Here is a 25,910-nt window from a genome sequence, read left to right as displayed (position 1 = left end):
AGCATGGAGCGCAGGGTTTGCTCGCATACGGCGAGATATTGGCCGTAGTGGTCGAACTCAAATGACGGATAGGACGCCGTCATGGTGGCCAGGTCAAGCTCGTCCAGGAGCAATGCCATACCGATGACATCGCCCCGGCGGGTCTTCCGCCTTCGCTTCTTTCCCATGCGGGGACAGTAGTAAGGGCAACTCGGCCGCATGCCCCCCGAACCGCATTCTGTGGACAAGGCGGTCCGGCGCGCCCGGCGTCCAGCACTGGTCTTCCACGTAACCCCGGGCCAGCGGTCCCCGCCGTAACTCGGCATCCAGCCGCGCCCACTGCCGGACCGACAGCTTCTCCTTCGACACCGGCCCTATGGACAGCAACGCCGATGTGCCACCCTCTTGCCAGGCCTTCCGTCAGCGGGTCACCGACCGCTCATGCACCCGTAACCGTGCGGCGACCGTCCTGGTCGACTCTCCGGCTTCGAACCACTCGGCCGCCTGCAAACCGTACACACTCCCGCCGCTCCTGCTCCGCGGGTGTGTACTCACCTCTTTGCCCGTACCGCATGCTCCGTCGCGCGGCCGGGTCGTCACGGTCGGCTCGGTCGGGAGCTGGATCACCCTGCCCTTCGGCGGCCCGCTCTGCTCGTCCAAGCACGCCATCCGCTCACTCAACGACGCCCTGCGCATGGAGCTCAAGCCGTACGGCGTGGCGGCCGTCCTCATCGAACCCGGCTCCATCCACACCGACGCCGTCGACAAGCTCGAAGACGAAGTCGAGCCCCGCCTGGCCTCACTCGGCGAGGAAGGGCGGCGGCTGTACGGCCAGGCGTACCGCACCATGACCACCGCCGGCCTCAAGGAAGAGCGCACCGGATCCAGCCCCGACGTCGTCGCTCGCGCCGTCCTGCACGCCCTCACCGCGCGCAAGCCGCGCTCCCGCTACCCCGTCGGCAAGAAATCCCGCCTGATGCGCACCATGGGGCGCATCGTCCCCCAATACACCCTCGACGCCGTGCGCATGCGCGCGCTCGGCCTGTCCTGAACGGAGTCCACCACCATGACCCAGCTCTCCGGCGCCGAAGCCCTGACCGCGCTCGACCCCGTCTTCGCCCAGTGCGCCGTGGGCGCGGGCCACAACCTCTGGGGCCTGCCCCACCTGACCATGCGCGAGAAGGCGTTCGTCTGCCTGACCGCCGACCTGTGCCACCCCCACCTCGGCCAGCCCCTGGCCATGCACCTGCGGATGGCCCTGGACCACGGGGCCGACGCCGAGGCGATCCGCGAGCTCTACCGGCATCTGGCCCCCTATGTCGGCTATCCGATCGTGGTCACCGCGTTCCAGCGCCTGACCGAGCTCGGCCTGCCGGAGGCGCGGGACGACAAGCCCGTCGAGCCGACGCCGCTGGCCGGGCCGCTCGCGCGAGCCGTACATGCCCTGGAGGACGTGGACCCGGGCCTGGCCGCCTTCACCGAAAACCAACTGGCCCAGCGCTGGGCGCGCCCGCACCTCAGCGTCCGGGAGCGGGCCATCGCCTGCCTGGTGGTGGACGTCTTCTACCAGACGCTCGGGGAATCCCTGCACCTGCACGCCGAGCTCGCCAAATCGGCCGGCGCCACCGACGACACCCTGCGCGACCTGCTCCGCGGCGTCGCCGAATTCGGCCTCCCGAGAGCCTGGGCCGCCGCCCGAGCCCTGCACCTTTAGCCACATCAGGGGCATGAGCGCCGGTGGCGGCCCGGCCGGGATGATGCTCGGCCTGCCGCCGGCCCGCAAGGGCGTCGCGGTCGCCGTCCCGCGCGACGGGCCGGTGCCGGAACGCCTGCCGCGTGCCGTCCAGAAAAGGCGCGAACCGCCGATGACGGCGACAGCCAAGCCGGCACGACCCCGGTACACGCTGGTGCGACGGTCTCCCGGACCCGCTGACGCGGCGGGCCCCAAGCACCAGCGAGCTGCTGGAAGGCACCGCGCTCGCCTGAACGTTCGTGCCGCCGCCTTCATGCCGATCGGCGTCTGGGGCTGAATCGAGCGCGCATCATCAGCGGATACCGGGCCGTTCGGCAAGAGCCCGCATTTCGATTCGGCGAGCCGTAACGAGCCGTAAACGTCCGTAAGAAGCCCGCAATCTCCCAAGGACGAGGCCCATGGCATGATCTGTACGCGCTGCCGCGGAGCGTGATCGGTTCCGGCCTCACGAGTGGAGAGGACAGTCCATGCGCCGCTACATCACGGAGTTCATCGGAACGTTCTTCTTAGTCCTCACGATCGGCGCCACGGTCTTGGCGAAGACGCCCCTGGCGCCCGTGGCCATCGGCGCGATCCTGATGGTCATGGTGTACGCCGGAGGACATGTCTCCGGCGCCCACTACAACCCGGCCGTGACCTTGGCCGTGCTGCTCCGCGGCCGGATCAGCCTGGCCGACGCCGTCCCGTACTGGATCGCCCAGCTGGCCGGAGGCGTCATCGCCGCGCTCACCGCCACCTACATCGTCAATCCCGGCAGCGTGCCACCGCTGTCACCCTCAGGCCGAGAGCTGGGGGTCGCGCTGCTGGCCGAGGCGCTGTTCACGTTCGCGCTCGCGTACGTAGTGCTGAACGCGGCCACCAGCCGCGACCATCCGGGCAACAGCTTCTACGGCCTGGCCATCGGATTCACCGTCGCGGCCGGCGCGTTCGCGGTCGGCGGCATCTCCGGCGGGGCCTTCAACCCGGCCGTCGCCGTCGGCGCCGCCTCCATGGGACTGTTCGCCTGGTCCAAGATCTGGATCTGGCTCCTGGCCGACCTGGCGGGCGGCGCCCTGGCCGGCGTGGCCTTCCTCGCGCTCAACCCCGAGGAACGCACCCCGCTGGAGCCCTCCGCAACCTGACCCCCCGCAGCCGACCCTGGAGCCGACATGATCAGCGCACGCGAAACCGTCGTGCGAGCGGGCGTCGATGTGACCATCCTGATCGACCGGCTCACCTCCGCCGCCACGGCGGAGCTGAGCACCGTCTACCGCTACACGATCCTGACCGTTCATCCGCTCGGTTTCGCCGATGAGGGACTACGCCAGATCCTCAAAGACATCCGCGATGAGGATCGTCGCCATTTCGACGCGCTCGTCAGCCGCATCTACGAGCTGGACGGAAGGCTCCCCGAGGACATCCGGCAGTTCCTGGAAGGCGGGCCCGCACGGCCGGAGGACGGCTCCGCCGACACGGCGGATCCGGCCACGGCGCTGCTCGAAGAGGTACGACGCGCCGTCCACCCTTATGGCGGCCTGTGCGACCTCACCGCAGGCAGAGATCAACGCACTCATCTCCTGGCCCGGGCGATCCGCAACGAGAAGATCGAACACGTGGGGTGGATGGAAGAGTTCTTCGGCACAGGACCGCCTGGGCGCTTCCAACGCGGCTTCCGCGGCCGCTCCCCCTTCCTCGCCCGTCTGCCCGCCGCTCCCGAGGGGACCGAACCACCCGCGTGACCCCGTCTCCTGATGATCTCTATCAGGTTCGCCTGGAGCGTCGCGAGGTGCTGTACGGACGCGCCACCGGCCGCTGAGTGGGACGCGGGAGAAGTGTGCGACACAGCCCGACCGTGGCAACCGCTCGGGGCAGAACGCCGGGGAGGCTCAGTCCAGGCGACGTAGCTGGACCGCGGTGACCTCGGCGCCGCGTTCCCAGAACAGGCACACGACCTTGTCCAGCGCCACATCTGGATCGAAGTGCTTGACGTCCGGCATCCACGACCTCCCATCTTGGAACGAACAGTCCAAGATTGGAGTCGCAGACATGAGAAGCAACCCCATATGCGCGAGCAAGGGCGCGGTCGACGCCGGCCGACGAGGCAACGGATCCGCAACTGGCAGCGGACCACAAGAGGAGCCGCGTGATGTGTCGAGCGGAACCGGTCATCGGTCCGCATTCGCCCCTCCGTAAGGAGTCCGTAATGACCATGGACGTCCCTTGGTGGGCGAAGGCGATCTACGCTCCATGCGCGGAACTGGATCATCGGTGTGTCAAGGAAGGAGAGGCAGATGGCGGGACGGAAACGCGTGGCCGTCGGCTTGGCTGTGACAGCTCTCATCATGCTGACGCCCGGCAGGGCCGTCGCCGGAACGCCGGGCTGGGAGACGCTTCCCACCCCGGATCCAGGCACCGGGCACAATGTCTTCTTGGACGTGTCCGGCACCTCCGGCAGTGATGTCTGGGCGGTCGGGCAGTACGAGGTCAAGCCGCATGTGCCCCGCCATGCGCTGGCCGCGCACTGGGATGGCGCCACATGGCGCAACGTCGAGGTCCCGATGCCCGCGGGAAAGAACGATGTGGACCTGGCCGGGGTCGCCGCGATCGCGCCGGACGACGTGTGGGCGGTGGGCACCGCCGGCACGACGAACGACCTGCGCATCGCCACCCTGATCACCCACTGGGACGGCGCCTCCTGGAAGATCGTCCCGAGCCCGAACGTGGGCGACGAGAACACGCCCAACCATCTGACCGCGGTCACCGCCGCCGGGCCGGACGACGTGTGGGCGGTCGGCTACGCCCATCAGAACGCCGTGAGCAGGCCCATCGCCCAGCACTGGGACGGCCGCTCGTGGACGCTGGTGCCGCTGCCCTCCCCGGGAGCAGGTCACAGCGTGCTGTCGGGGGTGGCCGCGCGGGCCTCCGACGATGTATGGGCGGTCGGGTACGCGCCCAGCCGCACCACCGGCCACCAGATCGAGCCGTACGTCGTGCACTTCGACGGCCGCGCGTGGACCCGCGTGGACACCCCGAACGGCGGCGCCAACGGCACCTGGCTGACCGATGTGGCGGTCGGCCCGTCCGGCCAGGTCTACGCCGTCGGCGACTGGCGCTGGCGCACCTGGGCAGGCAGCCTGACCGCCAAGGCAGCGGTCATGCGCTACGACGGCACCCGATGGGACTACGTCAACGTGCCCTCGTTCGACATCGAGGGCACCAGTGTGGGGGATGTCGCCATCGCCCCGGACGGCGAGGTATGGCTGACCGGCTCCAGCCGCACCGGCGAGAATTTCGCCCGCCTGTCGGGCGGCACGTGGCAGCTCATCGCGGGCGCGGACCCGTCGGTCTGGGCGGGACCGGCTCATGAAGGGCTGACGATCGCCGGGGACCGGGTCTGGATGGTCGGCTCTTATGTGCCTTCGAACGACAACGTCAACTCGCGCACCTACGCCGAACGGTCACCGGCGCTCTCCTGACCTGACGCCGACCGGCCCCGAGGCTCCCGGTCCGATCCGCGTGCCGGTCAATCCCCATAATCGTGGAGCATACGGGCCAGGTGGCGTTCGTTGAGGACCAAGATCCGGTCCAGGCGTTCGCGGCGCAGGGTGCCTATTTCCCGGTGAAGAACGCATCGCGATCGTGGATCAAGAACCGCAGCCCGGCGATGCGCTCCCCCAGGTCTATCGCCGGGTTGCGGGGCCCGCGATGCCGATCGCCGGCGAGTGCTGGGCTGGCTGATGGCGTGCGATCCGCCGGAGCAGTCCGCAGGGCAGATCAGTGAGGCCATCGGCGCCAGCCGGGCGTCGCTGACGTCGAACCTTCTGACGGGCATGGGGTTCTTGACGTGGCGGACCCGGCCGGGAGAACGGACTGTCTATTACCGGATGGCGGTGGACGCTTGGGGGGTCGTGGTGCGCCGCCAGATCGCCTCGATCACCTCGTTCCTGGACATCACTCGCGACGGCCTGGGCTTGGTCGGCCCGGATGATGATCGGGCCGCGCGTGTCCGGCAGGCGCACGCCACCTGCGAGTGGATGGCCAAGGTGTTCCACAACGCGCCGCTCCTTCCCCCCGGGCAACTCCGCCGGTGCGGAGACGGCCTGACCAGGCAGGCGATCGTGGTGGGCGGCGGCATCGCCGGGTTGGCCGCCGCCCTGGCGTTGCAGCGGATCGGCTGGCAGGCCACGGTGCCTGCGCGCAGCAACTGGCGAACGGCGCTGCGAATGCCGTCGGCGGTCAACTCGCCGCCGCCGAACCTCACGCTGTCGGGCGTTCTGCGGGACGGTGGTGACTTCCGCGTTTGTGCATATTCGGCCGTCAGGCGCCGCCTGCAGCAGTAGCCGGTGCAGGACGTGCCTGTCAGCCGACGATCAGGTATTCCTTGGGCAGTTCGTAACGGCGGTCGCGCTCGCTCAGGGCCAGGGCCGAGGCGAGGGTCAGCGGGCCGGTCCGGCCGGTGAACATCAGCATGATCAGCACGACTTGGCCGGCCTCCGGGAGGCCAGCGGTGATGCCGAGGGACATGCCGACCGTGCCGAAGGCGGAGATGGCCTCGAACAGCACCTGGTCCAGTGTGTGAGGGCTGATCACCACCAGCAGATAAGTGCAGATCGCAACCAGGCTCACCCCCAGCAAAGCGATCGCGATGGCCTGGCGCTGGGCGGTGGAGGGGATCTGCCGACGGCCGATGTTCACGTCGGCGTATCCACGCATCTCGGTCCACACCATGAAGATCAGCAACCCCAGGGCGGTCACCTTGATGCCGCCCGCGGTGCTGGCGCTGCCGCCGCCGATGAACATCAGCAGGTCGCTGACCAGCCAGCTGGAGGGATCGAGCTCGGACAGCTCGACGGTGTTGAAGCCGCCGGTGCGCATCACGGTGAGGAAGAAGCTGGCCATGAGCTTGTCCCCGTCGGCCAACGGCCCCATGGTGCGGGGGTTGCGCCACTCGGTGACCAAGAAGATCAGCGTACCGGCCACCAGCAGCACGGCGGTGACGCCGATGGTGATGCGGGTCAGGACCGACCAGCGTCTCGGGTGGCGCCCCTGCCGCCACAACTCGAAGACGACAGGAAAGCCGAGCGCGCCCACCAATACGGTCAGCGCGATGGTCAGGCAGATCCACGGATCAGCGGCAAACCGCACCAGACTGTCGGGCCACAGGGCGAAGCCGGCGTTGTTGAAGGCCGACATCGCGTGGAACACGCCGAGATAGACGGCGTGACCGAGGTCGTGATCGTAGGTGGTGGCGAACCGGATGCTCAGCACGATCGCGGCTGCTGCCTCGCAGAGCAGGGTGAACAGCACGATGTTGCGTACGACGTGGCGCAGGTTCGGCGTGCCCAGCGCTTTGCTCTCGGCCTGTGCGAGCAACCGGGCCCGCAGCCCGAGGCGGCCTGAGACGAGCAGGGCGAAGAGCGTGCCCAGCGTCATGATGCCCAGCCCGCCGGCTTGGAACAGCAGGGCGATCACTACCTCGCCGAACACCGACCAGGTCGAGGCGGTGTCGACGATGACCAGGCCGGTCACGCAGACAGCCGAGGTCGCGGTGAACAAGGCGGTCAGCCAGTCGGCCGAGCCTGGTGTGGAGGTGGCCATCGGCGTTTTCAGCAGCAGCGTGCCGATGAGGATCGTCAGGGCGAAGGCGCCGACCACGACCTGGGCGGGATGATGGAGCCGGCCGAAGAAACCGGTGAATCCGAGGGCGGGGCCGCTCCGCCGTCGTCGTGCGTTCATGCTCGGTCTCGTTCTAGGACGCGACCGGGGAGCGTGGCGGGAGTGACGAGCCGCCACGATAGTGAGCCTTCAGGAGTCTTGGCACGTGAAACCGCCCGCAAGATCAGGCCAGCGCGCATGATCAGCAATGCGACCACAATTAGCCTCCCTACGCAACCACTGTTGCGCCCAGACGAGGGCCCGGCGCCAAATCGGCTCCCGGCTCTCCAATTCGGGATGCAGATCTCCCATACGTCACTGCTGACCTGTCAAAAGTCAGGTAGATCTGGACGACGGACCCCATCTACGCCCGCTGAAACCCGGGACGGCCCCGGCAAGGCGACTCCGATCCGTATCGCTGCTCCGCATGGTCCCGCAACTGCACACGCTAGGGCAGTTCGGCGAAGCGTTCGACCTGGTCCGTACGGCCGGACACAATGATCACTTCGCCATCCCCGAGCTCGGTGTCGGCGGTGGCGTAGGTGAACTCCTTGCCTGGGCTCTTGACGGCCACGACGGTGACACCGTATTCGCGGCGCAGGCCGGATTGTCCGAGCGGCATGCCGACGTATCGGCGGGGCGGGCGCATTTTGGCCATCGCGAAGTTCTCATCCACCTGCATGTAGTCGAGCATCCGGCCGCTGACCAGATGGGCGACGCGCTCGCCCATGTCGTGCTCGGGAAAGACCACGTAATGGACGCCGATCCGGCGCAGGATCCGCCCATGCTGCCTGCTGACCGCCTTGGCCCAAATGTGGCCGATTTCCAGCTCCACCAGCAAGGAAGCGGTCAGGATGCTGGCTTCGAGGTCGCTTCCGATCGCCACCACGGCGCGGTAGAAGTCGGGCACACCGAGTTGCTGCAAGGCCGCCATTTCAGTGGAATCCGCCGTGGCGATGTGGGTGATCTGCCCCGCGAGGCCCTGTACGTGCTTGGAATTGTTGTCGATGCCCAGCACTTCGGTGCCGCGCTGCGTGAGTTCGATGGCCAGCGCGCTGCCGAACCGTCCCAGCCCGATCACGGCCACGGGATCACTGCCCTTGTCAACCACGATGACCCTTCCTTCGGTAGCGGGGAGCCGGCCCGCAGACTCCCCGGCTCGACGGCCAGCGACCGCGAGGGCAAGACGGCGCCCATCAGGGGAGCTACCCTGAACCCCGTGACGATCACCTGGGCTGGGGTGGCGAAATAAGCTGATCGTTTCTCCCGTGCTCATCGCTTACCGGGAGTCGATGCCTTGCCCTTCGCGGTGGCCTTATGGGTGGGGACCGGACTGCTCAAGCGGATCCTGATCGGCAACGGACGGAGCTCGTTCGGTGGGGAGCCCAGCGCCGGGTCGGTGGACACCAGCCCGGCCAGGACGAGCCCCGCAGCCATGGTCGCGAGCAGGATCGGCCCCCCTGGCGCCGTGGTGCCACAGGCTGTAGCCGGGCCGGGTCGCGCCGCCGACCCAGAGCAGCACCAGCACCAGCACACCGGCGACGATGCCGCCGAGCAGCGCAGGAAGAGCACGAGAGGCCATCGGAAAGTCCTCCACTTCTCCGCGGCAACCAACGACGCGGGCCGACCAGACTTCCCGGCCCACCTCTGATGTGATACATCTATTTTAGCTCATACTGAAATTACTGTAAGAGAGGGCTTCGGCGACATGACGGAGCAGGATCCACTGCTGGAATGGGTCGAACGGGTGGCCATGTACCTGGCCCGCGACGGCGTGCCGCCGATCGCCGGGCGGGTGCTGGGCTGGCTCATGGTGTGCGATCCACCGGAGCAGTCCGCGGGGCAGATCAGCCAGGCCATCGGCGCCAGTCGCGCCTCATTGACCTCCAACCTGCGGCTGCTGTCCAGCATGGGGTTCCTCGCCTGGCGTACCCGGCCGGGCGAGCGCACCGTCTACTACCGGATGGCCGAGGACGCCTGGGCGGTCGTGGTGCGCAAGCAGATCGCCGGTCTCACCTCGTTCCTCGACGTCACCCGCGACGGCCTGGATCTGGTCGGTCCTGACGACGAGCGGGCCGCCCGCATCCGCCAGGCGCACACAACGTTCGAATGGATGGCCAAGGTGTTCCAGAACGCGCCGCTGCCTGGGAAGGACGCATGAGCAGGCACGCGATCGTGGTGGGCGGCGGCATCGGTGGGCTGGCCGCCGCTCTGGCGCTGCACCGGATCGGCTGGCGGGCCACCGTGCTGGAACGGGCTCCCGTGCTGGGCGAGATCGGCGCCGGCATGTCGCAGGCCCCGAACGCGATGCGGGCCCTCGACGAGCTCGGCGTCGGCGAGCAGGCGCGTGCCAAGGGGGTGCCCTCCTACTCGGCCGGCAACCTGCGTCTCCCGGACGGCCGTTACCTGCAGCGCGCCCGCCGGGGCGACGCGACGCCGCTGCTCGCCTTCCGCCGCGCCGACCTGCACGGGGTGCTGCTGGAGGCGGTGCCCGCCGGCTGGGTCCGCACCGGCACGGAGGTCACCGGCCTGCGCCAGGACGACCACGGCGTGACGGTCACCTGGGACGGCGGCGAGGCGAGCGCGGACCTGGTGATCGGCGCGGACGGCATCCGCAGCGCCGTACGACGCGTCCTGTGGCCGGAGGCGCCTCCCCCGCGCTTCCTGGGCCGCACCGCCTGGCTCGGCGTCACGGACACCAGCGGAGCTGCCGGCGGCTCGGAGGCCGCGCGCGGCAACGTCACGACGCCGCCCGACGGGCTGTCGGGCAGTGTCACGATGGGGCCCGGCGGCTACTTCCTCATCCACCCGATCAGCCGTGGCCGCGCCTACTGGGCCTTCGTCACGACCGCCGACCGGCCGAACCTCCGCTACGAGCAGGAAAAGGCCGAGGTGGCCCGCCGCATGGCAACCTGGCACCATCCGATCCCGCACCTGATCACCGCCACCCCGGACCACGCGGTGATCCACATCGACATCCGGGACCTGGACCCGCTGCCCACGTACGTCCGCGGCCGGGTGGCGCTGCTCGGCGACGCCGCCCACGCGATGAGCCCCGACCGCGGCCAGGGTGCCGGGCAGTCCATCGAGGACGCGGTCGTGCTCGCCGCCGCCCTCCACGCCGAACCCGGTATCGAGGCCGCCCTGGCCCGCTACGACACCGAGCGCCGCCCCCGTACGCAAGCCACCGCCCGAGGCGCTCGCGCGGACGGGCGCCGCACCACGTCCGCGACGGCGCACCGAGCCCTGGCCACCATGATCCGACTCATGCCCGCACCACTGTGGCGTAAGGGCATTGCGGCCGACGGCAACGCCACCTGGCGGTGGCGGCCACCGCGTCTGCCGGAGCCGATCACAGGCTCCTGATCTGGAAAGCGTTCGTCGGAGCAGGGGCCGGCGGACCCGCCGCGGCCAAGGACTCGGCATGAGCGAAGGACACCGACCGTCGTGGCGGGTCGCTATGACCAGCGCGGTCAGGCGGTGCGTCCGCCGGCCGAGATCCCCACCCCCGCAGCGAGGCGGGCGATGCCCAAGGTCCGGCACAGCTGGGCAGCGGCGTCGGCGAAGGCCTCCTCGCCCAACGCCGGCCCGGCCGGCGCCTCCCTGCGTCACGGGGATGGTCGTTCCCGCCGTCGGATTTTGCGGGTGACGCTGCCGTACCAGGCCGGGACCTCCCGCTCGTCGTCGAACCAGCGGGCCACCACGATGTCGGTGGAGGAGTGCAGCAGGATCGACAGCACGATGGTCACGGCGACGAACTGGAACACCGGCCCGGCGGCGGCGATCCCGGAGCCGAGCACCAGCAGTCCGTAGACGACGGAGGCGAAGCCCTTGGGCCCGAACCAGGCCACCGCCGCCTGCTCGCGCACGGTCAGCCCCGAGCGCAGGAACGACAGCCAGATCGCGACGGGCCGGGCCACGATCAGGGCGAGCACCGCGAACAGCCACCCCTGCCACCCGACCGAGCCGAGCAGGGCGGGGGTGATGAGCGCGCCGAACACCAGCAGCGCGGCGAGCTTGAACACCTCGGCGATGAGCTCGCCGAAGTGCTCGAACGACTCGCGCTGCCGCGGCCCGAAGGTGGCCACGGTGATGCCGGCCGAGAACGCGGCCAGGAACAGGTTGCCGTGCGTGGCCTTGCCGACGGCCAGCACGAGCAGGCCGATGGCCAGGGCGTTGAGCGGCTCGTACTGGGTGGAGGCGGCGAACCAGCGGGTCTGCTCCAGCTTGATCGCCGTCCATGGGACGGCGACCCCGATGACGATGCCCAGCCCCAGCTCCAGGCCCAGCTCGCTCAGATGCAGGTCGTCGGATCCGGCCGCGACCGCGAGGAAGAGGATGACGAACGGCAGCGCCAGGCCGTCGTTGACGCCGGACTCGACGTTGAGCAGTTGCCGCAGCCGGGGCGGCACCTTCTCGTTGCCGACCAGCGCGGCGGCGAACACCGGGTCGGTGGGCGCGAGAATGGCGCCGATCAGCAGCGCTTCGATCCAGCCCAGCCCGAGCAGATAGTGCGCCCCGACGGCGGTGATGACCAGCGTCAGCGGCAAGCCCCAGCCGAGCGCCCGGCCAGGCAGCCGCCACGCGCTGCGCAGCTCGGCCCAGCCCACCCGCATGCCGTCGGTGAACAGCACCGTGAACAGTGCCAGCTCGGCCAGCGTGGCCACCAGGTCGTCGCCGGGACGCAGCGAGACGACGCCGAGCACGCCGTCGCCCAGCACGAACCCGGCCACGAGGAAGAGCGCGGCGGTGGACAGGATGGTGCGGTGGGCCAGGCTGGACAGCAGGACGGCCAGCAGGAGCACGCACGCGAACGCGGTCAGCAGCACGCCCATCAGGGGCGCCGCGTGGGGGTCGTCATGGAACGGCCTTCCCGTCGGATCTGCTTGCACGATCTTGCCGACCAGACTTCCCGGCGCTCCGCGCTCACCATAGCAGGGGCGCTGTCAAGGCGACAGACGCATTTTGACGGGCGCCCCACTACCAGATCACGGTGCAACGCCGGCTGGCGGGCCGCCCCCGCCTATGCGATCTTGACGGTGCTTGATAGGTTCTCTACAGGTGCGCCGGGAAGTCTGGTCGGCAAGTCCTTTCCCGTTGACATGCGAAGGATGTGCCGGTGCGCGCCCGTGACCTGCTGGTCGACTTCCCCACCGTCTCCCTTGACGCCCCCGTGGCCGAGGCCGCGCGGTTGCTGGCCGAGCAGGATCTGCCCGGTCTCATCGTCGCCGGCGACGACGGGCTGCCGGTCACCATCCTGCCCGGCACCCAGGTGCTACGGCTGGCCGTGCCCGGTTATTGCCTGGATGATCCGGCGCTGGCCCGGGTGGTGGACGAGGCGCACGCCGACGCGTTCCTGCGGGCGCTGGACGGCCGCACCGTGCGCGAGGCGCTGCCGGAGAGACCGCGCGAGCTACCGGTCACCGATCCGGACGCCACGGTGCTGGAGGTCGCTGCTCTGATGGCGCGTACCCGCAGCCCGCTGGCCGCCATCGTGGACGAGGGGCGGTTGCTGGGCGCGGTGACGCTGCAGGTCCTGCTGGAGCGGGTGCTCGCGGCGTGAGCGTGCTGTCCTGGGTGAGCGTGGCGGTGTTCCTGGCCGCGTACGCGCTGATCGCCACCGAGAAGATCCACCGCGTGGCCGCCGCGCTCGGCGGCGCCGGCATCATGCTGGCCATCCACGCCACCGGCGCCGAGGCCGCGTTCTTCTCCGAGCACGCCGGCATCGACTGGAACGTCATCTTCCTGCTGCTCGGCATGATGATCATCGTCGGCGTGCTGAAGCAGACCGGGGTCTTCGAGTACCTGGCCATCTGGGCCGCCAAACGCGCCCGCGGGCGGCCGTTCCGGCTGATGGTGCTGCTGGTGCTGATCACCGCGGGCGCGTCGGCGTTGCTCGACAACGTCACCACCGTGCTGCTCATCGCGCCGGTGACCTTCCTCGTCTGCGAACGGCTTGCGGTCAACCCGATCCCGTTCCTCATCGCCGAGGCCATGGCGTCCAACATCGGCGGCGCCGCCACGCTCGTCGGCGACCCGCCGAACATCATCATCGCCAGCCGGGCGGGCTTGAGCTTCAACGACTTCCTCATCCATATGGCGCCGATGGTCATCGTGCTGATGGCGGTGTTCGTCGGCCTGTGCTACCTGCTGTTCGGCCGGACATTCCGGTACGACCCCGAGCGGGCGGCCGAGGTCATGGCGCTGAACGAACGCGAGGCCATCGCCGACCGCAGGCTGCTGTGGCAGTCGCTGGCCGTGCTGGCGCTGGTGCTGGCCGCGTTCGTGCTGCATCCGGTGCTGCACTACGAGCCGTCGGTGGTCGCGCTGCTGGGCGCGGGCGTGCTGGTGGCCGCCACCCGGGTGACGACCGAGCAGGCCATCGCCGAGGTGGAGTGGCCCACGCTGGTGTTCTTCGCGGGGCTGTTCGTCATGGTCGGCGCCCTGGTGGAGACCGGCGTCATCGGCGAGCTGTCGCGGGCCGCCGTCGCCGCCACCAACGGGCAGCTCGAGGTGACGACGATGGGAGTCCTCGGCCTCTCGGCCGTCCTGTCCGCCGTCGTGGACAACATCCCCTACGTCGCCACCATGAGCCCGATCGTCGAGCAGCTGGTGCAGGCGGGCGGCAACGGGTCGGCGCAGGTGCTGTGGTGGGCGCTGGCCTTCGGCGCCGACCTCGGCGGCAACGCCACTGCCGTCGGGGCGGCGGCCAACGTGGTCGTGCTCGGCATCGCCGCCCGCAACGGCACGCCGATCAGCTTCTGGCAGTTCACCAAGTACGGCCTGGTCGTCACCGTGGTCACAGTGGTGCTCGTGGCCCCGTACCTGTGGCTGCGCTACCTCATGTGACCGCGGCCAGGACGAAGACCCACCACCGCTCGCCGGCGAACGGCCGGGCGCGCTGGCGCATCTCCTCCGCCGTCGAGGCCCCCTACCGGGGCACAGTGCGAAATTGGCGGGCCGGGGCCCTCGGCCTGCGCGAGGGGTTCCGGCCGGTGGCCGACCTGGTCGAGGCGGGCGGCGTGCTGCACGCCTGGAGCCCGCACCTGCTTCCGGCTCCCGCCGACTGGCCCGCTCAGGCGCATCCCACCGGCTTCTGGACCATGCCCACCGGCGACTGGACACCGCCTGAGCGGCTGGCCCGCTTCCTGGACGACGGCGACCCACCGATCTACGTCGGCTTCGGCAGCTCCTACAGCGGCACCCCGGAGGCGCTGACCTCCATGGTGCTGGAGGCCATCCGGCTGACCGGGCATCGCGCCGTCCTGGCCACCGGCTGGGGTGCGCTGCGACCTGGCACGGAGCCGGGCGGCGTCCTGGTGATCGAGGAGGCTCCGCACGAGTGGCTGCTGCCCCGGGTGGCGATCGCCGTGCACCACGGCGGCATCGGCACGGTGGCCGCCGCGCTGGGCGCGGGCGTTCCCCAGGTGGTCCGCCCGTTCCTCGGCGACCAGCCGTTCTGGGCCCAGCGCCTGCACCACCTCGGCGTCGCACCGGCACCCGTCTCCGGCCGCCTCACTCCCGGCCGCCTGGCCGCCGCCATCGAGGCCGCGACCGAGCAAGGACGGCGACCGTAGCAAATCCGTCAAAAAACGTCTGGCGGGGTGGATCCGGCGCTGTTACCGTCGGTGGTGGAGCGCCGGGAAGTCTGGTCGGCAACGTCATATCGGACCGGCTTCAGGGAGGCGCTCTTGCCTGCCGTATTCATCCATGGACTGGTCAAGCGCTTCGGCTACGTTCGGGCGCTGAACGGGCTCGACCTCACTGTGCACACCGGCGAGGTCCACGGCTTCCTCGGCCCGAACGGCTCGGGCAAGACCACGACCTTGCGCATCCTGCTCGGCCTGCTGCGCGCCGACGACGGGCATGCCGAGCTGCTCGGCGGCCATCCCTGGCGGGAGGCGGTCGAGCTGCACCGGCGGCTGGCGTATGTGCCCGGCGACGTCGTCCTGTGGCCCACTCTCTCCGGTGGTGAAGCCATCGACCTGCTCGGCCGGCTGCGCGGCGGCCTCGACCGGCGCCGCAAGACGGCTCTGCTGGAGCGCTTCGACCTCGACCCCACCCGCAAGGGCCGCACCTACTCCAAGGGCAACCGGCAGAAGGTCGCGCTGATCGCCGCCCTGGCCTCGGACGTCGAGCTGCTGCTGCTCGACGAGCCGACCTCGGGTCTGGATCCGCTCATGGAGGCGGCCTTCCGCGAGACGATTCGTGAGGAGCACGCGAGGGGCCGCACGGTGCTGCTGTCCAGCCACCTGCTGTCCGAGGTGGAGGCCCTGTGCGACCAGGTCACCATCATCCGCGACGGCCGCGCCGTCCAGACCGGCACACTGGCCGGGCTGCGTCACCTCGCCCGTACCGCGATCAGCGCCGATCTCGACCGCGTCCCGGGCAAGCTGGCCCGGCTGGACGGCGTGCACGACCTGGCCGTCGAAGGCTCGCAGGTCCGGTTCCAGGTCGAGGCGGACCACCTGGAGCAGGCGCTGCGGCTGCTGACGGACTCCGGCGTACGCGCGCTGACCTGCCGGCCGCCCACGCTGGAGGAGCTGTTCCTGCGCCACTACCAGGTCGCGCCATGACCGCCACGCCGACACGCACACTCCTACGACCCACGATGACCGGCACGGCGGCGCTGGTGCGGCTCGCACTGCGCCGCGACCGCCTCCTGCTGCCCGCCTGGGCCGTCGTCATCGCCGGCCTCATCGCCGCCAGCGCCTCGGCCATCGCCGAGCTGTACCCGCAGGCGGCCCAGCGCATCGCGCTCGGCGTCACCATCGGCTCCGCCCCCGCCCTGCAGGCCCTGACCGGGCCCGTCTATGACCCTGCCTCGGTCGGCGGTCTGACCGCCTGGCGGGTGACCACCATGGCCTCGGTGCTGGCCGTGCTGATGAGCATTCTCGTGGTGACCCGGCACACCCGCGCCGAGGAGGAGACCGGCCGGGCCGAGCTGGTCGGCGCCTGCCCGGTCGGCCGGCACGCGCTGCCCGCCTCCGGGGTTCTCGTGGCCGCGGGCGCGAACCTGCTGATCGGCGTGCTCATCACGCTCGGCCTGGCCGCGCAGGGCCTGCCGGTCTCGGGCGCGCTCGCGTTCGGCGGCGCGGTGAGCGGCACCGGCTGGACCTTCACCGGCGTCGCCGTCCTGGCCGGACAGCTGACCGCGCACGCCCGCACCGCCAACGCCATCGCGATCGCGACCCTAGGCGCGGCCTTCCTGCTGCGCGCCCTCGGCGACGCGGCCCGGATCGAACCGCTGTCCTGGCTGTCCCCGCTTGGCTGGGCCCAGCGCGTACGCGCCTTCGCCGGCGAACGCTGGTGGGTGCTCGCCTTGTTCGCCGCCACCGGGCTGACCCTTCTCGCGGCGGCGGCTCTCCTGGCCAGGCGGCGCGACCTCGGTGCCGGGCTGCTCCCGCCGCGTTCCGGCCCGCGCGACGCCGCCGCCTCTCTTCGGGGTCCTGTCGCGCTGGCCTGGCGGCTGCAGCGGGGTGTGCTGCTGAGCTGGACGGTGGCATTCACGACCGTGGGCGCCTTGTTCGGGGCACTGGCCCACAGCGTCGGCGACATCGTGCGCGACAACCCGCAACTGGCCGGGCTGCTCTCCCGCGTGGGCGGCGGCGCGGGCCTGCTGACCGACACGTTCCTGGCCGCGGAGCTGGGCGTGCTCGGCCTGATCGCCGGCGGCTACGCGATCCAGGCCACCCTGCGGCTGCAGGGCGAGGAGTCGGCGATCCGGGCCGAGCCCGTCCTGGCCACCGCCGTACCCCGATGGCGGTGGACAGCCGGCCACCTCGGCGTGGCACTGGCCGGCAGCGTCGCGATCCTGGCCGCGGGCGGCCTGGCCGCCGGAGTCACCCACGGCATCAGGATCGGCGAACCCGGGCAGCAGGTGCCGCGACTGCTCGGCGCGGCACTGGTCCAGGTGCCCGCCACCTGGACCCTGGCCGGGATCGCGATGCTGCTGTTCGGACTGGCACCTCGGCTGACCGCGCTCGCCTGGGCGGCGCTGCTCGCCTTCGCCCTGCTCGCCCAGCTCGGCGAGCTGCTGCAACTCGACGACCGGATCCGGAGCCTGTCGCCCTTCGCCCACGTGCCGCAGGCTCTGCCCGGGCCGGTGGACCTGAAACCGCTGCTCGGGCTCTGCGCGGTCACCATGCTCCTCGTCCTGGCCGGTGTCCTCGCCTTTCAGCGGCGTGACCTGCGGGGGGACTGACCATGCTGCTCCTTCTGGCGCTCAGCGTGCTGGGGCTGTTCGTGCTCGCCCTCGCCGCCGACCACCTGGTGCTCGGCTCGGGGCGGCTGGCCGAACGGCGGTGGCCACCGTGGCGGCCGTGCCGGCCCGGGCGCTTACGCGGCCGAGCCGAGCGCCGCGGCGGACTGTCGGCGCGGCCGGTTCAGCACCAGGTCAGCGTCGAGTTGACCCGGGTCACGTTGCTGATCGTGTTGTTGCTGCCGGTGCAGGGGCTCCACCTGATGTTGGTGTTGGAGACCGTCAGGTTCTGGAACCGGATGCCCGACGACGGAGCGAACTCCGTGCGGGCCGCGATGCGGACCTCGCCGCCGCCGCTGATCGTGCCTGACACCCCGGCGATGACGACGTTGTAGCAGTTCTCCACCAGGACCGAGTTGTTGCCGGTGTTGGCGATGTCGACCCGGTCGATGGTGGCGCCGCCGCTCTCCGAGACGCAGAAGATGCCCCGGCCGCCACCGCGTGCCTTGACCGTGCCCACGCGGATGTTGTTCGGGTAGGAGCTGCCGACCCGGCCGTTGCGGTTGGCCATTCGGAAGGCCGCGTACCCGGTACCGGCACCGGCGTTGTCGGCGTCCACGGTGCCGACCGTCGCGTTGATGGTCTGGTTGAGCAGCAGCCCGGACTCGCCGACGCTGCGGGCCGTCACGGTGCCGACGGTGATGCCGTCGACGCCGTAGGTCTCCATCGCGTGCGAGCTGGCTCCCTGCACGTACACGTTGTCGACCCGGACGTTGCGGGTCCACTGGCTGGTGTCGCCGCGGTTGTCGATGCGCACGCCCAGGCCCGAGCCGAGCCGCATGTCGATCTGGCCGAGCCAGACATTCGTGACGTTGCGCAGGAAAATGCCGTACACCGGGGTGCCTGTGACGTTGAGGTAGGGGACCTCGATGTTCGTGGTGCCGCGGGAGTAGACCGGCGCGTAGTCGCCGGAGCCGGAGCCGGTGATGTTGATGGTGCCGCAGACCGACAGGGAGGTGTAGCTCGGCAGCGAGATCCGGGTGCCCGCGCTCATCGTGCCGTTGCCGCGCACGACGACGCGCTGGATCGAGGTGCGCCCGGCCGTGAGACTGCCGATGCCGGCCTGGACCGCAGCCCGGAAGTCGGTGCCGGTGTAGACGCTGCTGCCGGCGCTGTTGCGGGCGGTCCAGGTGCTGCCGCTGACCGTCACCTGCGACTGGAAGGTGCCATCTCCGCAGGCGGCGAACGCCGGGGACGAGCCGAGCACGACACCGGCCCCGGCGCCGGCCGTCAGGGCGGCGAGCGCGGCGATGAGTCGGGTGAGCAGGCGAGGGCGTCCCTTGGACGGAGGTAACGCCGTGGGGGTGGCTGTCGTCATGAGGGTTCTCCGTGGATGATGGCGAAACGGGGGTGCGGCAGCTGGGCTGAAATCGTTTCAACACCGGGCTGTCGGCGTGGTTAGTACAAGTCCCGCAGTCATGACCGACGGCGGGTGAGGCGTCCGTCGCAGGCAGAGTCACTGACCACGTCGACCTGCGCCACGGTAAGCGCTTTCCTGAACCGCATGAACGTCTCCCGTTGATGGAGGGTGGGGAGATGGCGACCGCGCCTTGCCGCCAAGCGAGCACAGCTTTGATAAAAACGTTTCATGCCGCCTTGCCACCGCGACATTAAGGATGGATGGCGATCGTGTCAAGCAATGTGTCAGGCAGGCGTCGGGCCACCAGCTCGCGGCTCAGCATTCCGCGGCGCGGCCCGTGAACGTTTCATGCGGGGGCGGTGCCGGCTCTGCGGGTGCCGATTGATCATCGGCCAGGTCAGGTGGCATGCCGGTACGTCAGGTAGACCAAGCGCAGTAACACGATGGGCCATCATGCCGTGCGAGGCGACACGACGGGAGCTCAAGAGAGCGCATCACCTCCTCGACCTGCACGGATGAATATTCGCCACCGCACGGGTGCGAAGGTGCCGTCGGCGGGCTTCCAAACCCTCAGTTGGGATGTCCTCCAGCGGGAAACACACATGGGCGGCAGGCTCGCCGTGTCATCGCAGGGAGTCGGCACCGTGGTCGGGACTGTGGTCGGTGCGGTGGGTCGTCAGGCGGTCGGGGTTCGGCCAGCGTACGCCGTGGGCCCAGCCCGCCCGCTCGAACCAGCGGATCAGCCGCGCGCTGGGGTCGAACTGGCCCTTGAGCACGCCGTGCCGGGCGCAGGTCGGCTCCACATGGTGCCAGTTGTGCCAGCCTTCGCCGAGCGTCAGCATCGCCACCCACCACACGTTGGACGAACGGTCCCGGGTGCGGAACGGGCGGTCGCCGAAGGTGTGGGCGATCGAGTTCACCGACCAGGTGACGTGGTGCACCACGGCGTAGCGGACCAGACCGCCCCACAGGAGCGCGCTCCACGCACCCGACCACGACATCGACCACAGCCCGCCGGCGGCGGCCGGGAGCGCGAACGACATGAGAACGACCGCCGGGTAGGCGGCGTCGAAACGCCGCACGTCCGGGTCGGTCAGCAGGTCCGGCACCCAGTGCCGGCGGCTGGAGCGGTGACGGGCCGAGTAGAACCAGCCGATGTGGGCGTGCAGCATGCCGCGCAGCAGCGCCAGGCCGCTGTCGCCGTAGCGCCACGGCGAGTGCGGGTCACCTTCGCGGTCGGCGTACTTGTGGTGGCGGCGATGCTCGGCGGCCCACAGCGTGAGGGGGCCCTCGACGGCCATGCCGCCGGCCAGCATGAGCGCGATCCGTAGCGCCCGGTTGGCCTTGAAGGCGCGGTGGGTGAAGAGGCGGTGGTAGCCGATGGCGATCCCGAAGATGCTGACCAGGTACATCGCGACCGCGATGACCAGGTCGCGGGGGCCGATGCCCCAGCCCCAGGCGGCCGGCACCGCGAGGGCCAGCAGCAACACGGGGAGGACGACCAGGACGACCAGATAGGCGGTCCGGCGGCCGGTGGTGACCGTCACCGTCTCCGCCGAGCCCGGCTGCGGCATGGGTGATGACGTCACGTTTCCTCCCATGAGCGGTACAGGACGATCAGGCTCCTTATTCAACGGCCAGGCCCATGGAGTGAGGCAATGCCCTGACAGTCACGGAGTAGTTACTGTGCGGAAGTACAACAATGCACTCGGTTGTCATGAAGAAAAGGTGTGATGCCTCCCTAGATTGTGATTGCACATCGTGATCATCGTTGTGCGCTCCGGCATCAGGCGGAAGGGCTACGGAATGGGTGCTGTCGATCAGGCGACCACGGGCGGCCATCTGGAGAGATACGACGAGGCGCTGGCCCGGGACCCGATGTCCGCGTTCAGCCTGGTCCGGGAGTGGATGCGTACCGACTGGCGGAGCCTGTTCGCCGAGTTGCGCGAGCGGCGCCCCATCTTCGTCACACCCGCCTTCACGGTCGTGACCCGCTTCGCCGACGTCACCGAGGTGCTCTCCCACGAGCAGGTCTTCTCGGTACGTGCCTTCGGTCCGCGCCTCGACGCCGCGCTGGGCGCCCCGTTCATGCTGGGCAGGGACGCCACGCCGATGAACTGGCGGGAAAAGGGCCTGATGCAGCTCATGCTCGACCCGCGGGACGCGGCCGACGTGCGCGAGCTGACCGGCTGCCTCGCCGACGAACTGCTCGACGCCGCCTGGCCCGACGGACGCCTCGAAGCGGTCAACGGGCTGTTCCGCCCTGTCGCCCTCGGCGTGTGCGCGCGGTATTTCGGCGTTCCCGGCCCCGATCCGCAGACGCTGGGCCGGTGGACGCGGGCCATCGTCGCCGACGGCTTCGCCAACTTCCTCGGAGATCCGGAGATCCAGGCCGCGTCCGTCAGAGCGGGCACCGAGCTGGTCGGATACCTGCGAGAACGCCTCGCCGAGCACCGGGCCACGCTGCGGGCCGGACGGGATCTCCCCGACGACGTCTTCGCCCGCCTTGTCCGCTCCTCCCTGCCCGCCGGGGCCGACGTGACTGACGACCGCATCGTGATCAACATGGCCGGACTGCCGCTGGGCTTCGTGGAGAGCGCGCCAGGGGCCATGGTCGAGGCGGTCGAGCAGCTCCTACTGCGCCCGCGGGTGCTCGCGGAGGCCGCGGCCGTCGCCGGAGACCCCGAACGGTTCGATCCGTACGTCTGGGAGGCACTGCGGTTCAGCCCGTTCTTCAAGCTGCTTCCCCGGCTGTGCGAGCGTGACCATGTCCTGGCCGCCGGCACCCCGCGCAGCACCGTGATCCCCGCGGGCACGTTCGTGCTCGCGGCACCGGCCTCCGCCATGTTCGACGCGGCCGTGGTGCCGGAGCCGGACGAGTTCCGCCTCGACCGCCCTCGCCACCATCAGCTGTTCTTCGGCTCCGGTCATCACGCCTGCCTCGGCGTGCACCTGGCCGGCGCGGTGATCGCCGAGACCGTACGCCGCCTGCTGCTGCGTCCCGGCGTGCGTCCGCTCCCGCCACCGGCGGGCCGCGTCGAGCGGACACTCGGGATCTTCCCCGACACCTTCGCCCTCGGGCTCGGCACCGAGGGGCGGGTCGCCGCCGAAGGGCTCGGCACCGAAGAGCGGCTCGGCATCGACGGGCGGGAGGGCTGACGATGGCGGCGAGCCGAGCACGCGCACGCAGCATCGCCACGGATGGTCTCGCCAACCGGCTCAGGTTCCTGGCCCTGACCAACGGCCGACCGTTCTGGGACCTCGTACAGAGAAGCCAGCCGGTCCGGCGCCGGATCAACGCCTCGCTGATCGACCATGCGATCCGCGAGATGCCGCCGCGCCCCGAGCCGTTGAGCACCATGGCTGACTACACCTCGTGGGCCTCCTTGACCGACCGCACCTACAGCGGCAGGCACCTGCCTCCGGCCCCCGTCGACGCGGGGAACCGTCCCACTCCCGAGAGCGCCGGCGGCCTGTTCACCCGCGGCGAGTCCATGATCCCCTGCCCGCGCTCCACGGTGCTTTTCGCGTACTTCGCCCAATGGTTCACCGACGGTTTCCTGCGCGGCGACACCAACATCCCGCGCGACCCGCGCAAGAACAGCTCCAACCATCACATCGACCTGAACCAGGTGTACGGCCTCGACGAGGCGGCGACGGCCGCACTGCGCACGTTCGACGGCGGGCTGCTCAAGAGCCAGCTCATCAACGGCGGCGAGTTCCCGCCCTACCTGTGCGAGAACGGCAAGATCAAGCCGGAGTTCGCCCCGCTGAGCGTCATCCGCTTCGACCAGCTCTCCGATGCGCAACGCGACACGCTGTTCGCCACCGGCAGCGACCGGGGCAACGGCCAGATCGGCTTCACCATGCTCACGGTGCTGTTCCTGCGCGAGCACAACAGGGTGGCGCGGCTGCTCGCCCGGGAACATCCGCGCTGGGACGACGAGCGGATCTTCCAGACGGCCCGCAACATCCTCATCGTGCTGCTGATCAAACTGGTCGTCGAGGAGTACATCAACCACATCACCCCCTACCACTTCCGGTTCGCCCTGGACCCGCGGCTGTCGGCGATGCTGGCCCACGCGCCCTGGCACCGGCAGAACTGGGCCTCGGTGGAGTTCAACCTCGTCTACCGCTGGCACAGCCTGATCCCGTCCCACCTGTCGGTGGGCGGGCGTGACCTGCCGATGGCCCAAACCTTTTTCGGCAGCGCGCTGATCCCCGGTCCCGGCCTCGGGCGGCTCTTTGAGGACGCCTCCCGCCAGCGGGCCGGCCGCATCGGACTGTTCAACACCGACCCCGTCCTGCAGGAGGTCGACGTGGCCAGCATCGCCGACTCCCGGGCGCTAGGCCTGGCCCCGTACAACAGCTACCGCGAGCACTGCCGCTTCCCCAGAGTGCGTGCCTTCGAGCAGATCTCCAGCGATCGGCGGGTCAGCGGCGCGCTGCGCGAGCTCTACCGCGACGTGGACGACGTCGACCTGTACGTCGGGCTGTTCGCCGAGGAACCCGGATCCCCCACCGCGATCCTGCCTCCCCTGCTGACCAAGATCATCGCTATTGACGCCTTCTCCCAGGCACTCACCAACCCGCTGCTGGCTCCGCGGATCTTCAACGCCGCCACGTTCTCCCCGGAGGGCGTGCGGGTCATCGCGGCCACGCGCACGCTGTCGGACGTGCTGCGCCGCAACACGCCGGAGGACCCGAGCCCCCGCCTCGTCAGCATGTCCCGGCGGACCCGGTCATGACCGGGGAGAACGATCCGGCCGCCGGGCCGCTGCGCGCCGCAGCCCGCGAGCTGGTGGACATCGCAGTCACGATCCAGGACGCGGCGGCTCACGCCACGGCCGCGCTCACCGACGGCGCGCTGCTGCGCGCCCTGCCGCACGCTCCCTCGGCGGCCCGGCCCGCCTACCGCGCGCTGCTACGGGCCACGACGAACAGTCGGGGCCTCGGGTGCGCGTTCACCGGTGGCCGGCTGGCCACCGCGGCCGTCAAGGCCGGTGCCATGCTTGGGGCCGAGAGTCTGGCCGTACGTGTGCTGGCCACGTCGCTGCGGTTGCGCGTGGCAGCCGTGGCGGTCGCTCACCCCGAGCTGACCGGGGACCCCATGCTCGCCCGGCTCATCGACGCGGCCGCCGCCGACCGCGATCTGGAGGCCGTCCGGGCCCTGCGCGCCCTGCTCAAGGACCGTGGTGCGGTGCACGCGCTCAGCCAGCTCGCCCCGGTCTTCGGCGAGGTTCTCGCGCTGCGCGCGCTGCTGGACGAGAACCCGCTCAACGACGCCGCCGCCTGGCTCATTGCTACGGGAAAGGGCTTCGCCACCGCCGATCCGATCACCGGCATGAGCAACAGGGCCATCGCCGTCCTCGACGCCGGGGAAGGCGCCGCGCGCCGGATCGAGCTGACCGCGGCCGAGTCGGCCCGGCTGTGCACGCGGGGGTCGCTGCTCGGCTTCCTGGGCAACATCAGCACGATCGGCACCACCGGGCGGGCCCTCATCCAGAGCGTCGAAGGACCCGACGGTGTGATCCGCCACATCCTCCAGGCGCCGGGCATGCGAGTGGGACGTCCCGACGGCGAATCGCCCCAGGACCTGCTCGGCGCGTTCAGCAGCGCCGTCCTGGCCAGCAGCCCCTACAGCCGCGCCCTGACCGAGGCCGTCGCCGACTACGGGCTGCCTCCGGGCGCCGAGCTGGCGCTCGTCGGACACAGCGCGGGCGGGGCGGCGATCATGAACCTGGCGCAGGACCCCGACTTCTGCGCCCGTCACACGGTCACCCACGCCGTCGCCGTCGGCTCACCCGTCGACTTCAAACGCCCCGCCGACCCGCGCACCTGGGTGGCCAGCGTCACCAACCAGCACGACATCATTCCCACCCTCGACGGGCAGGGCGCCGGCACCTGCTTCGACCTGCACCCCGACTGGTACGTGGTCGATTACGGCGATTCCACCCACCTGTTCCCGCACTGCCACAGCATCGAGCAGTACCTCGCTAACCTCGCCGACGACCTGCCCGAGGCTCGCGATCTCATCGAGGAGCGGCTTACGCCGTTCCGGGGGCAGGTCGTGCGTTCCCAGGCGTACCTGCTGTTCGACCACCCGCCCGACCCGGAGGAGTTCCCCTTCCTGACCGTGCCCACCCGCGCCGTGGACAGTCCCGAGGGCACCGTCGAACTGCCGATCAGGTGCCGCGACGGCAACGCGCTCACGGCGTACTTCGCCGTGAGCGCGACAGCGGCGGCCGGCCTGCTGGAGGGCACGGGGCTCGGCCCGGCCGTTCAGGTGGCGGGCCGTGCGCTGGTCGCCGTGCACGCAGCCTGGAACCGGCACACCAGTGCGGGCGGCTACGGGGAGTTGCATGTCGGCATCGTCGTGCCCGGCCCGTTCCGTCGACGCCCCCGTTCTCCCGTCCAGTCCGACCTGATGAGGCGACGCTCCGGCCTTTCCGTCTGGCCTGACCTGCTGCGGGCGGCGGACCTGCGCCGCTCCGGCAGCTTCCTCGTCGGCTCCGCAGTCGACACCACGATCGTTCGCGCCCTCGGCCCGCGGCTGTGGGGCGGCGAGACGTACCTGACGCCCCTGGAACTCCGGCTCGGCACCCGGTCCGCCCACCTCGCCGTCGGCCAGCTCCTCACTCTGCGTGGACGGCTCGGTCCGGGACTGCCTCTGAGCGATCCCGGCCTGGTCGGCTACACACGCGAGGCCGGTGCCGTGCTGCGGTCCTGCGTCCGGACCCGCGGGCAGGCCCGGCTGCACGCGGCGCCGTCACTGCGGCTGGTCGTCGAGCCGCACTCGACCCACCCGCTGGCCGACCAGCTCCGCGAGCTGGCGCTCGACGGCGCCCGCCCGCTGCTGTGCCTGTCGGCCACCACCCGCCAGACGCTCCGGGACGCCGCCGTCCCGGTGCCGCACGCCTGAC

The 25,910-nt window shown here is 70.4% G+C and carries 23 protein-coding genes; 18 read left to right on the top strand and 5 right to left on the bottom strand.

Annotation, left to right across the window (positions count from 1 at the left end):
• The first annotated feature begins 538 nt into the window (after positions 1-538).
• The 7 genes from ACIBVN_RS50785 (at position 539) to ACIBVN_RS50755 (ending at position 6,051) form a co-directional block, all read left to right on the top strand.
• Complete coding sequence (locus tag ACIBVN_RS50785) at positions 539-1,030, top strand: SDR family NAD(P)-dependent oxidoreductase (RefSeq protein ID WP_397148434.1); 492 nt, start codon at positions 539-541, stop codon at positions 1,028-1,030.
• Between the two features lie 15 nt (positions 1,031-1,045).
• Positions 1,046-1,693: a carboxymuconolactone decarboxylase family protein gene (locus ACIBVN_RS50780; RefSeq protein WP_397148432.1), complete on the top strand. Its 648-nt coding sequence runs from the start codon at positions 1,046-1,048 to the stop codon at positions 1,691-1,693.
• A 13-nt stretch (positions 1,694-1,706) separates the two neighbouring features.
• Positions 1,707-2,009 carry a hypothetical protein gene (locus tag ACIBVN_RS50775; protein ID WP_397148430.1) on the top strand — a complete coding sequence of 101 codons (303 nt, stop codon included), beginning with the start codon at positions 1,707-1,709 and terminating at the stop codon, positions 2,007-2,009.
• A 190-nt stretch (positions 2,010-2,199) separates the two neighbouring features.
• Positions 2,200-2,853, top strand: a complete 654-nt coding sequence (locus tag ACIBVN_RS50770) for an MIP/aquaporin family protein (protein WP_397148428.1) — start codon at positions 2,200-2,202, stop codon at positions 2,851-2,853.
• A 27-nt stretch (positions 2,854-2,880) separates the two neighbouring features.
• Positions 2,881-3,450 carry a ferritin-like domain-containing protein gene (locus ACIBVN_RS50765; protein ID WP_397148426.1) on the top strand — a complete coding sequence of 190 codons (570 nt, stop codon included), beginning with the start codon at positions 2,881-2,883 and terminating at the stop codon, positions 3,448-3,450.
• Positions 3,451-4,002: 552 nt separating this feature from the next.
• Entirely contained in the window at positions 4,003-5,187 is a 1,185-nt protein-coding gene (locus ACIBVN_RS50760) for a hypothetical protein (protein ID WP_397148424.1), read from the top strand.
• 246 nt (positions 5,188-5,433) lie between these two features.
• Positions 5,434-6,051: a GbsR/MarR family transcriptional regulator gene (locus ACIBVN_RS50755; RefSeq protein ID WP_397148422.1), complete on the top strand. Its 618-nt coding sequence runs from the start codon at positions 5,434-5,436 to the stop codon at positions 6,049-6,051.
• Positions 6,052-6,070: 19 nt separating this feature from the next.
• Here ACIBVN_RS50755 and ACIBVN_RS50750 read toward each other — a convergent pair whose 3' ends face one another.
• Together ACIBVN_RS50750 and ACIBVN_RS50745 are read right to left on the bottom strand one after the other, a co-directional pair.
• Positions 6,071-7,447: a TrkH family potassium uptake protein gene (locus ACIBVN_RS50750; RefSeq protein WP_397148420.1), complete on the bottom strand. Its 1,377-nt coding sequence runs from the start codon at positions 7,445-7,447 to the stop codon at positions 6,071-6,073.
• Positions 7,448-7,814: 367 nt separating this feature from the next.
• Positions 7,815-8,477, bottom strand: coding sequence for a potassium channel family protein (locus tag ACIBVN_RS50745; RefSeq protein ID WP_397148418.1), 663 nt, complete (start codon positions 8,475-8,477; stop codon positions 7,815-7,817).
• 186 nt (positions 8,478-8,663) lie between these two features.
• Between ACIBVN_RS50745 and ACIBVN_RS50740 the strand changes: the two genes are divergently transcribed.
• Genes ACIBVN_RS50740 through ACIBVN_RS50730 form a run of 3 tightly spaced genes read left to right on the top strand, consistent with a single transcriptional unit; the run spans position 8,664 to position 10,732 of the window.
• Complete coding sequence (locus ACIBVN_RS50740; protein WP_397148416.1) at positions 8,664-9,017, top strand: hypothetical protein; 354 nt, start codon at positions 8,664-8,666, stop codon at positions 9,015-9,017.
• A 57-nt stretch (positions 9,018-9,074) separates the two neighbouring features.
• Positions 9,075-9,527, top strand: coding sequence for a GbsR/MarR family transcriptional regulator (locus ACIBVN_RS50735; protein WP_397148414.1), 453 nt, complete (start codon positions 9,075-9,077; stop codon positions 9,525-9,527).
• On the top strand, positions 9,524-10,732 hold the full coding sequence (locus ACIBVN_RS50730) for an FAD-dependent monooxygenase (protein WP_397148412.1): 1,209 nt from the start codon (positions 9,524-9,526) through the stop codon (positions 10,730-10,732). Before ACIBVN_RS50735 ends, ACIBVN_RS50730 begins: the two co-directional genes overlap by 4 nt.
• Positions 10,733-10,974: 242 nt before the next feature.
• On the opposite strand, the gene ACIBVN_RS50725 is transcribed toward ACIBVN_RS50730, so the two are convergent.
• Positions 10,975-12,258: a cation:proton antiporter gene (locus ACIBVN_RS50725; protein ID WP_397148410.1), complete on the bottom strand. Its 1,284-nt coding sequence runs from the start codon at positions 12,256-12,258 to the stop codon at positions 10,975-10,977.
• 227 nt (positions 12,259-12,485) lie between these two features.
• Between ACIBVN_RS50725 and ACIBVN_RS50720 the strand changes: the two genes are divergently transcribed.
• The 5 genes from ACIBVN_RS50720 to ACIBVN_RS50700 all read left to right on the top strand — a co-directional run bounded on the left by ACIBVN_RS50720 (position 12,486) and on the right by ACIBVN_RS50700 (position 17,570).
• On the top strand, positions 12,486-12,929 hold the full coding sequence (locus ACIBVN_RS50720; protein WP_397148408.1) for a CBS domain-containing protein: 444 nt from the start codon (positions 12,486-12,488) through the stop codon (positions 12,927-12,929).
• Positions 12,926-14,215 carry an ArsB/NhaD family transporter gene (locus tag ACIBVN_RS50715; RefSeq protein ID WP_397148406.1) on the top strand — a complete coding sequence of 430 codons (1,290 nt, stop codon included), beginning with the start codon at positions 12,926-12,928 and terminating at the stop codon, positions 14,213-14,215. The genes ACIBVN_RS50720 and ACIBVN_RS50715 overlap by 4 nt, the downstream gene beginning before the upstream one ends.
• The gene (locus ACIBVN_RS50710) at positions 14,212-14,943 is read left to right on the top strand and encodes a glycosyltransferase (RefSeq protein ID WP_397148404.1); all 732 of its coding nucleotides are present in this window, start codon (positions 14,212-14,214) and stop codon (positions 14,941-14,943) included. Before ACIBVN_RS50715 ends, ACIBVN_RS50710 begins: the two co-directional genes overlap by 4 nt.
• 114 nt (positions 14,944-15,057) lie before the next feature.
• Entirely contained in the window at positions 15,058-15,942 is an 885-nt protein-coding gene (locus tag ACIBVN_RS50705; RefSeq protein ID WP_397148402.1) for an ATP-binding cassette domain-containing protein, read from the top strand.
• 35 nt (positions 15,943-15,977) lie between these two features.
• Complete coding sequence (locus ACIBVN_RS50700; protein WP_397148400.1) at positions 15,978-17,570, top strand: ABC transporter permease; 1,593 nt, start codon at positions 15,978-15,980, stop codon at positions 17,568-17,570.
• A gap of 181 nt (positions 17,571-17,751) precedes the next feature.
• Here the strand turns inward: ACIBVN_RS50700 and ACIBVN_RS50695 are convergent, their stop codons facing one another.
• Together ACIBVN_RS50695 and ACIBVN_RS50690 are read right to left on the bottom strand one after the other, a co-directional pair.
• Positions 17,752-18,945, bottom strand: coding sequence for a hypothetical protein (locus ACIBVN_RS50695; protein WP_397148398.1), 1,194 nt, complete (start codon positions 18,943-18,945; stop codon positions 17,752-17,754).
• Positions 18,946-19,610: 665 nt separating this feature from the next.
• The gene (locus ACIBVN_RS50690; protein WP_397148436.1) at positions 19,611-20,561 is read right to left on the bottom strand and encodes an acyl-CoA desaturase; all 951 of its coding nucleotides are present in this window, start codon (positions 20,559-20,561) and stop codon (positions 19,611-19,613) included.
• Positions 20,562-20,748: 187 nt separating this feature from the next.
• On the opposite strand from ACIBVN_RS50690, the gene ACIBVN_RS50685 reads away from it, so the two are divergent.
• The 3 genes from ACIBVN_RS50685 to ACIBVN_RS50675 are packed head-to-tail and all read left to right on the top strand — an operon-like array spanning position 20,749 to position 25,909.
• A complete protein-coding gene (locus ACIBVN_RS50685) occupies positions 20,749-22,146 on the top strand; it encodes a cytochrome P450 (RefSeq protein WP_397148396.1) in 1,398 nt (465 codons plus the stop codon).
• A gap of 2 nt (positions 22,147-22,148) precedes the next feature.
• Complete coding sequence (locus tag ACIBVN_RS50680; protein ID WP_397148394.1) at positions 22,149-23,735, top strand: peroxidase family protein; 1,587 nt, start codon at positions 22,149-22,151, stop codon at positions 23,733-23,735.
• Positions 23,732-25,909: a hypothetical protein gene (locus ACIBVN_RS50675; protein ID WP_397148392.1), complete on the top strand. Its 2,178-nt coding sequence runs from the start codon at positions 23,732-23,734 to the stop codon at positions 25,907-25,909. Before ACIBVN_RS50680 ends, ACIBVN_RS50675 begins: the two co-directional genes overlap by 4 nt.
• Position 25,910 lies beyond the last annotated feature (1 nt).

This window comes from Nonomuraea sp. NPDC049400, assembly GCF_044466425.1.
GTDB lineage: Bacteria > Actinomycetota > Actinomycetes > Streptosporangiales > Streptosporangiaceae > Nonomuraea.
The sequence above is the reverse complement of the archived record's forward strand: the minus strand, read 5'-3'. Positions and strand labels throughout refer to the sequence as shown.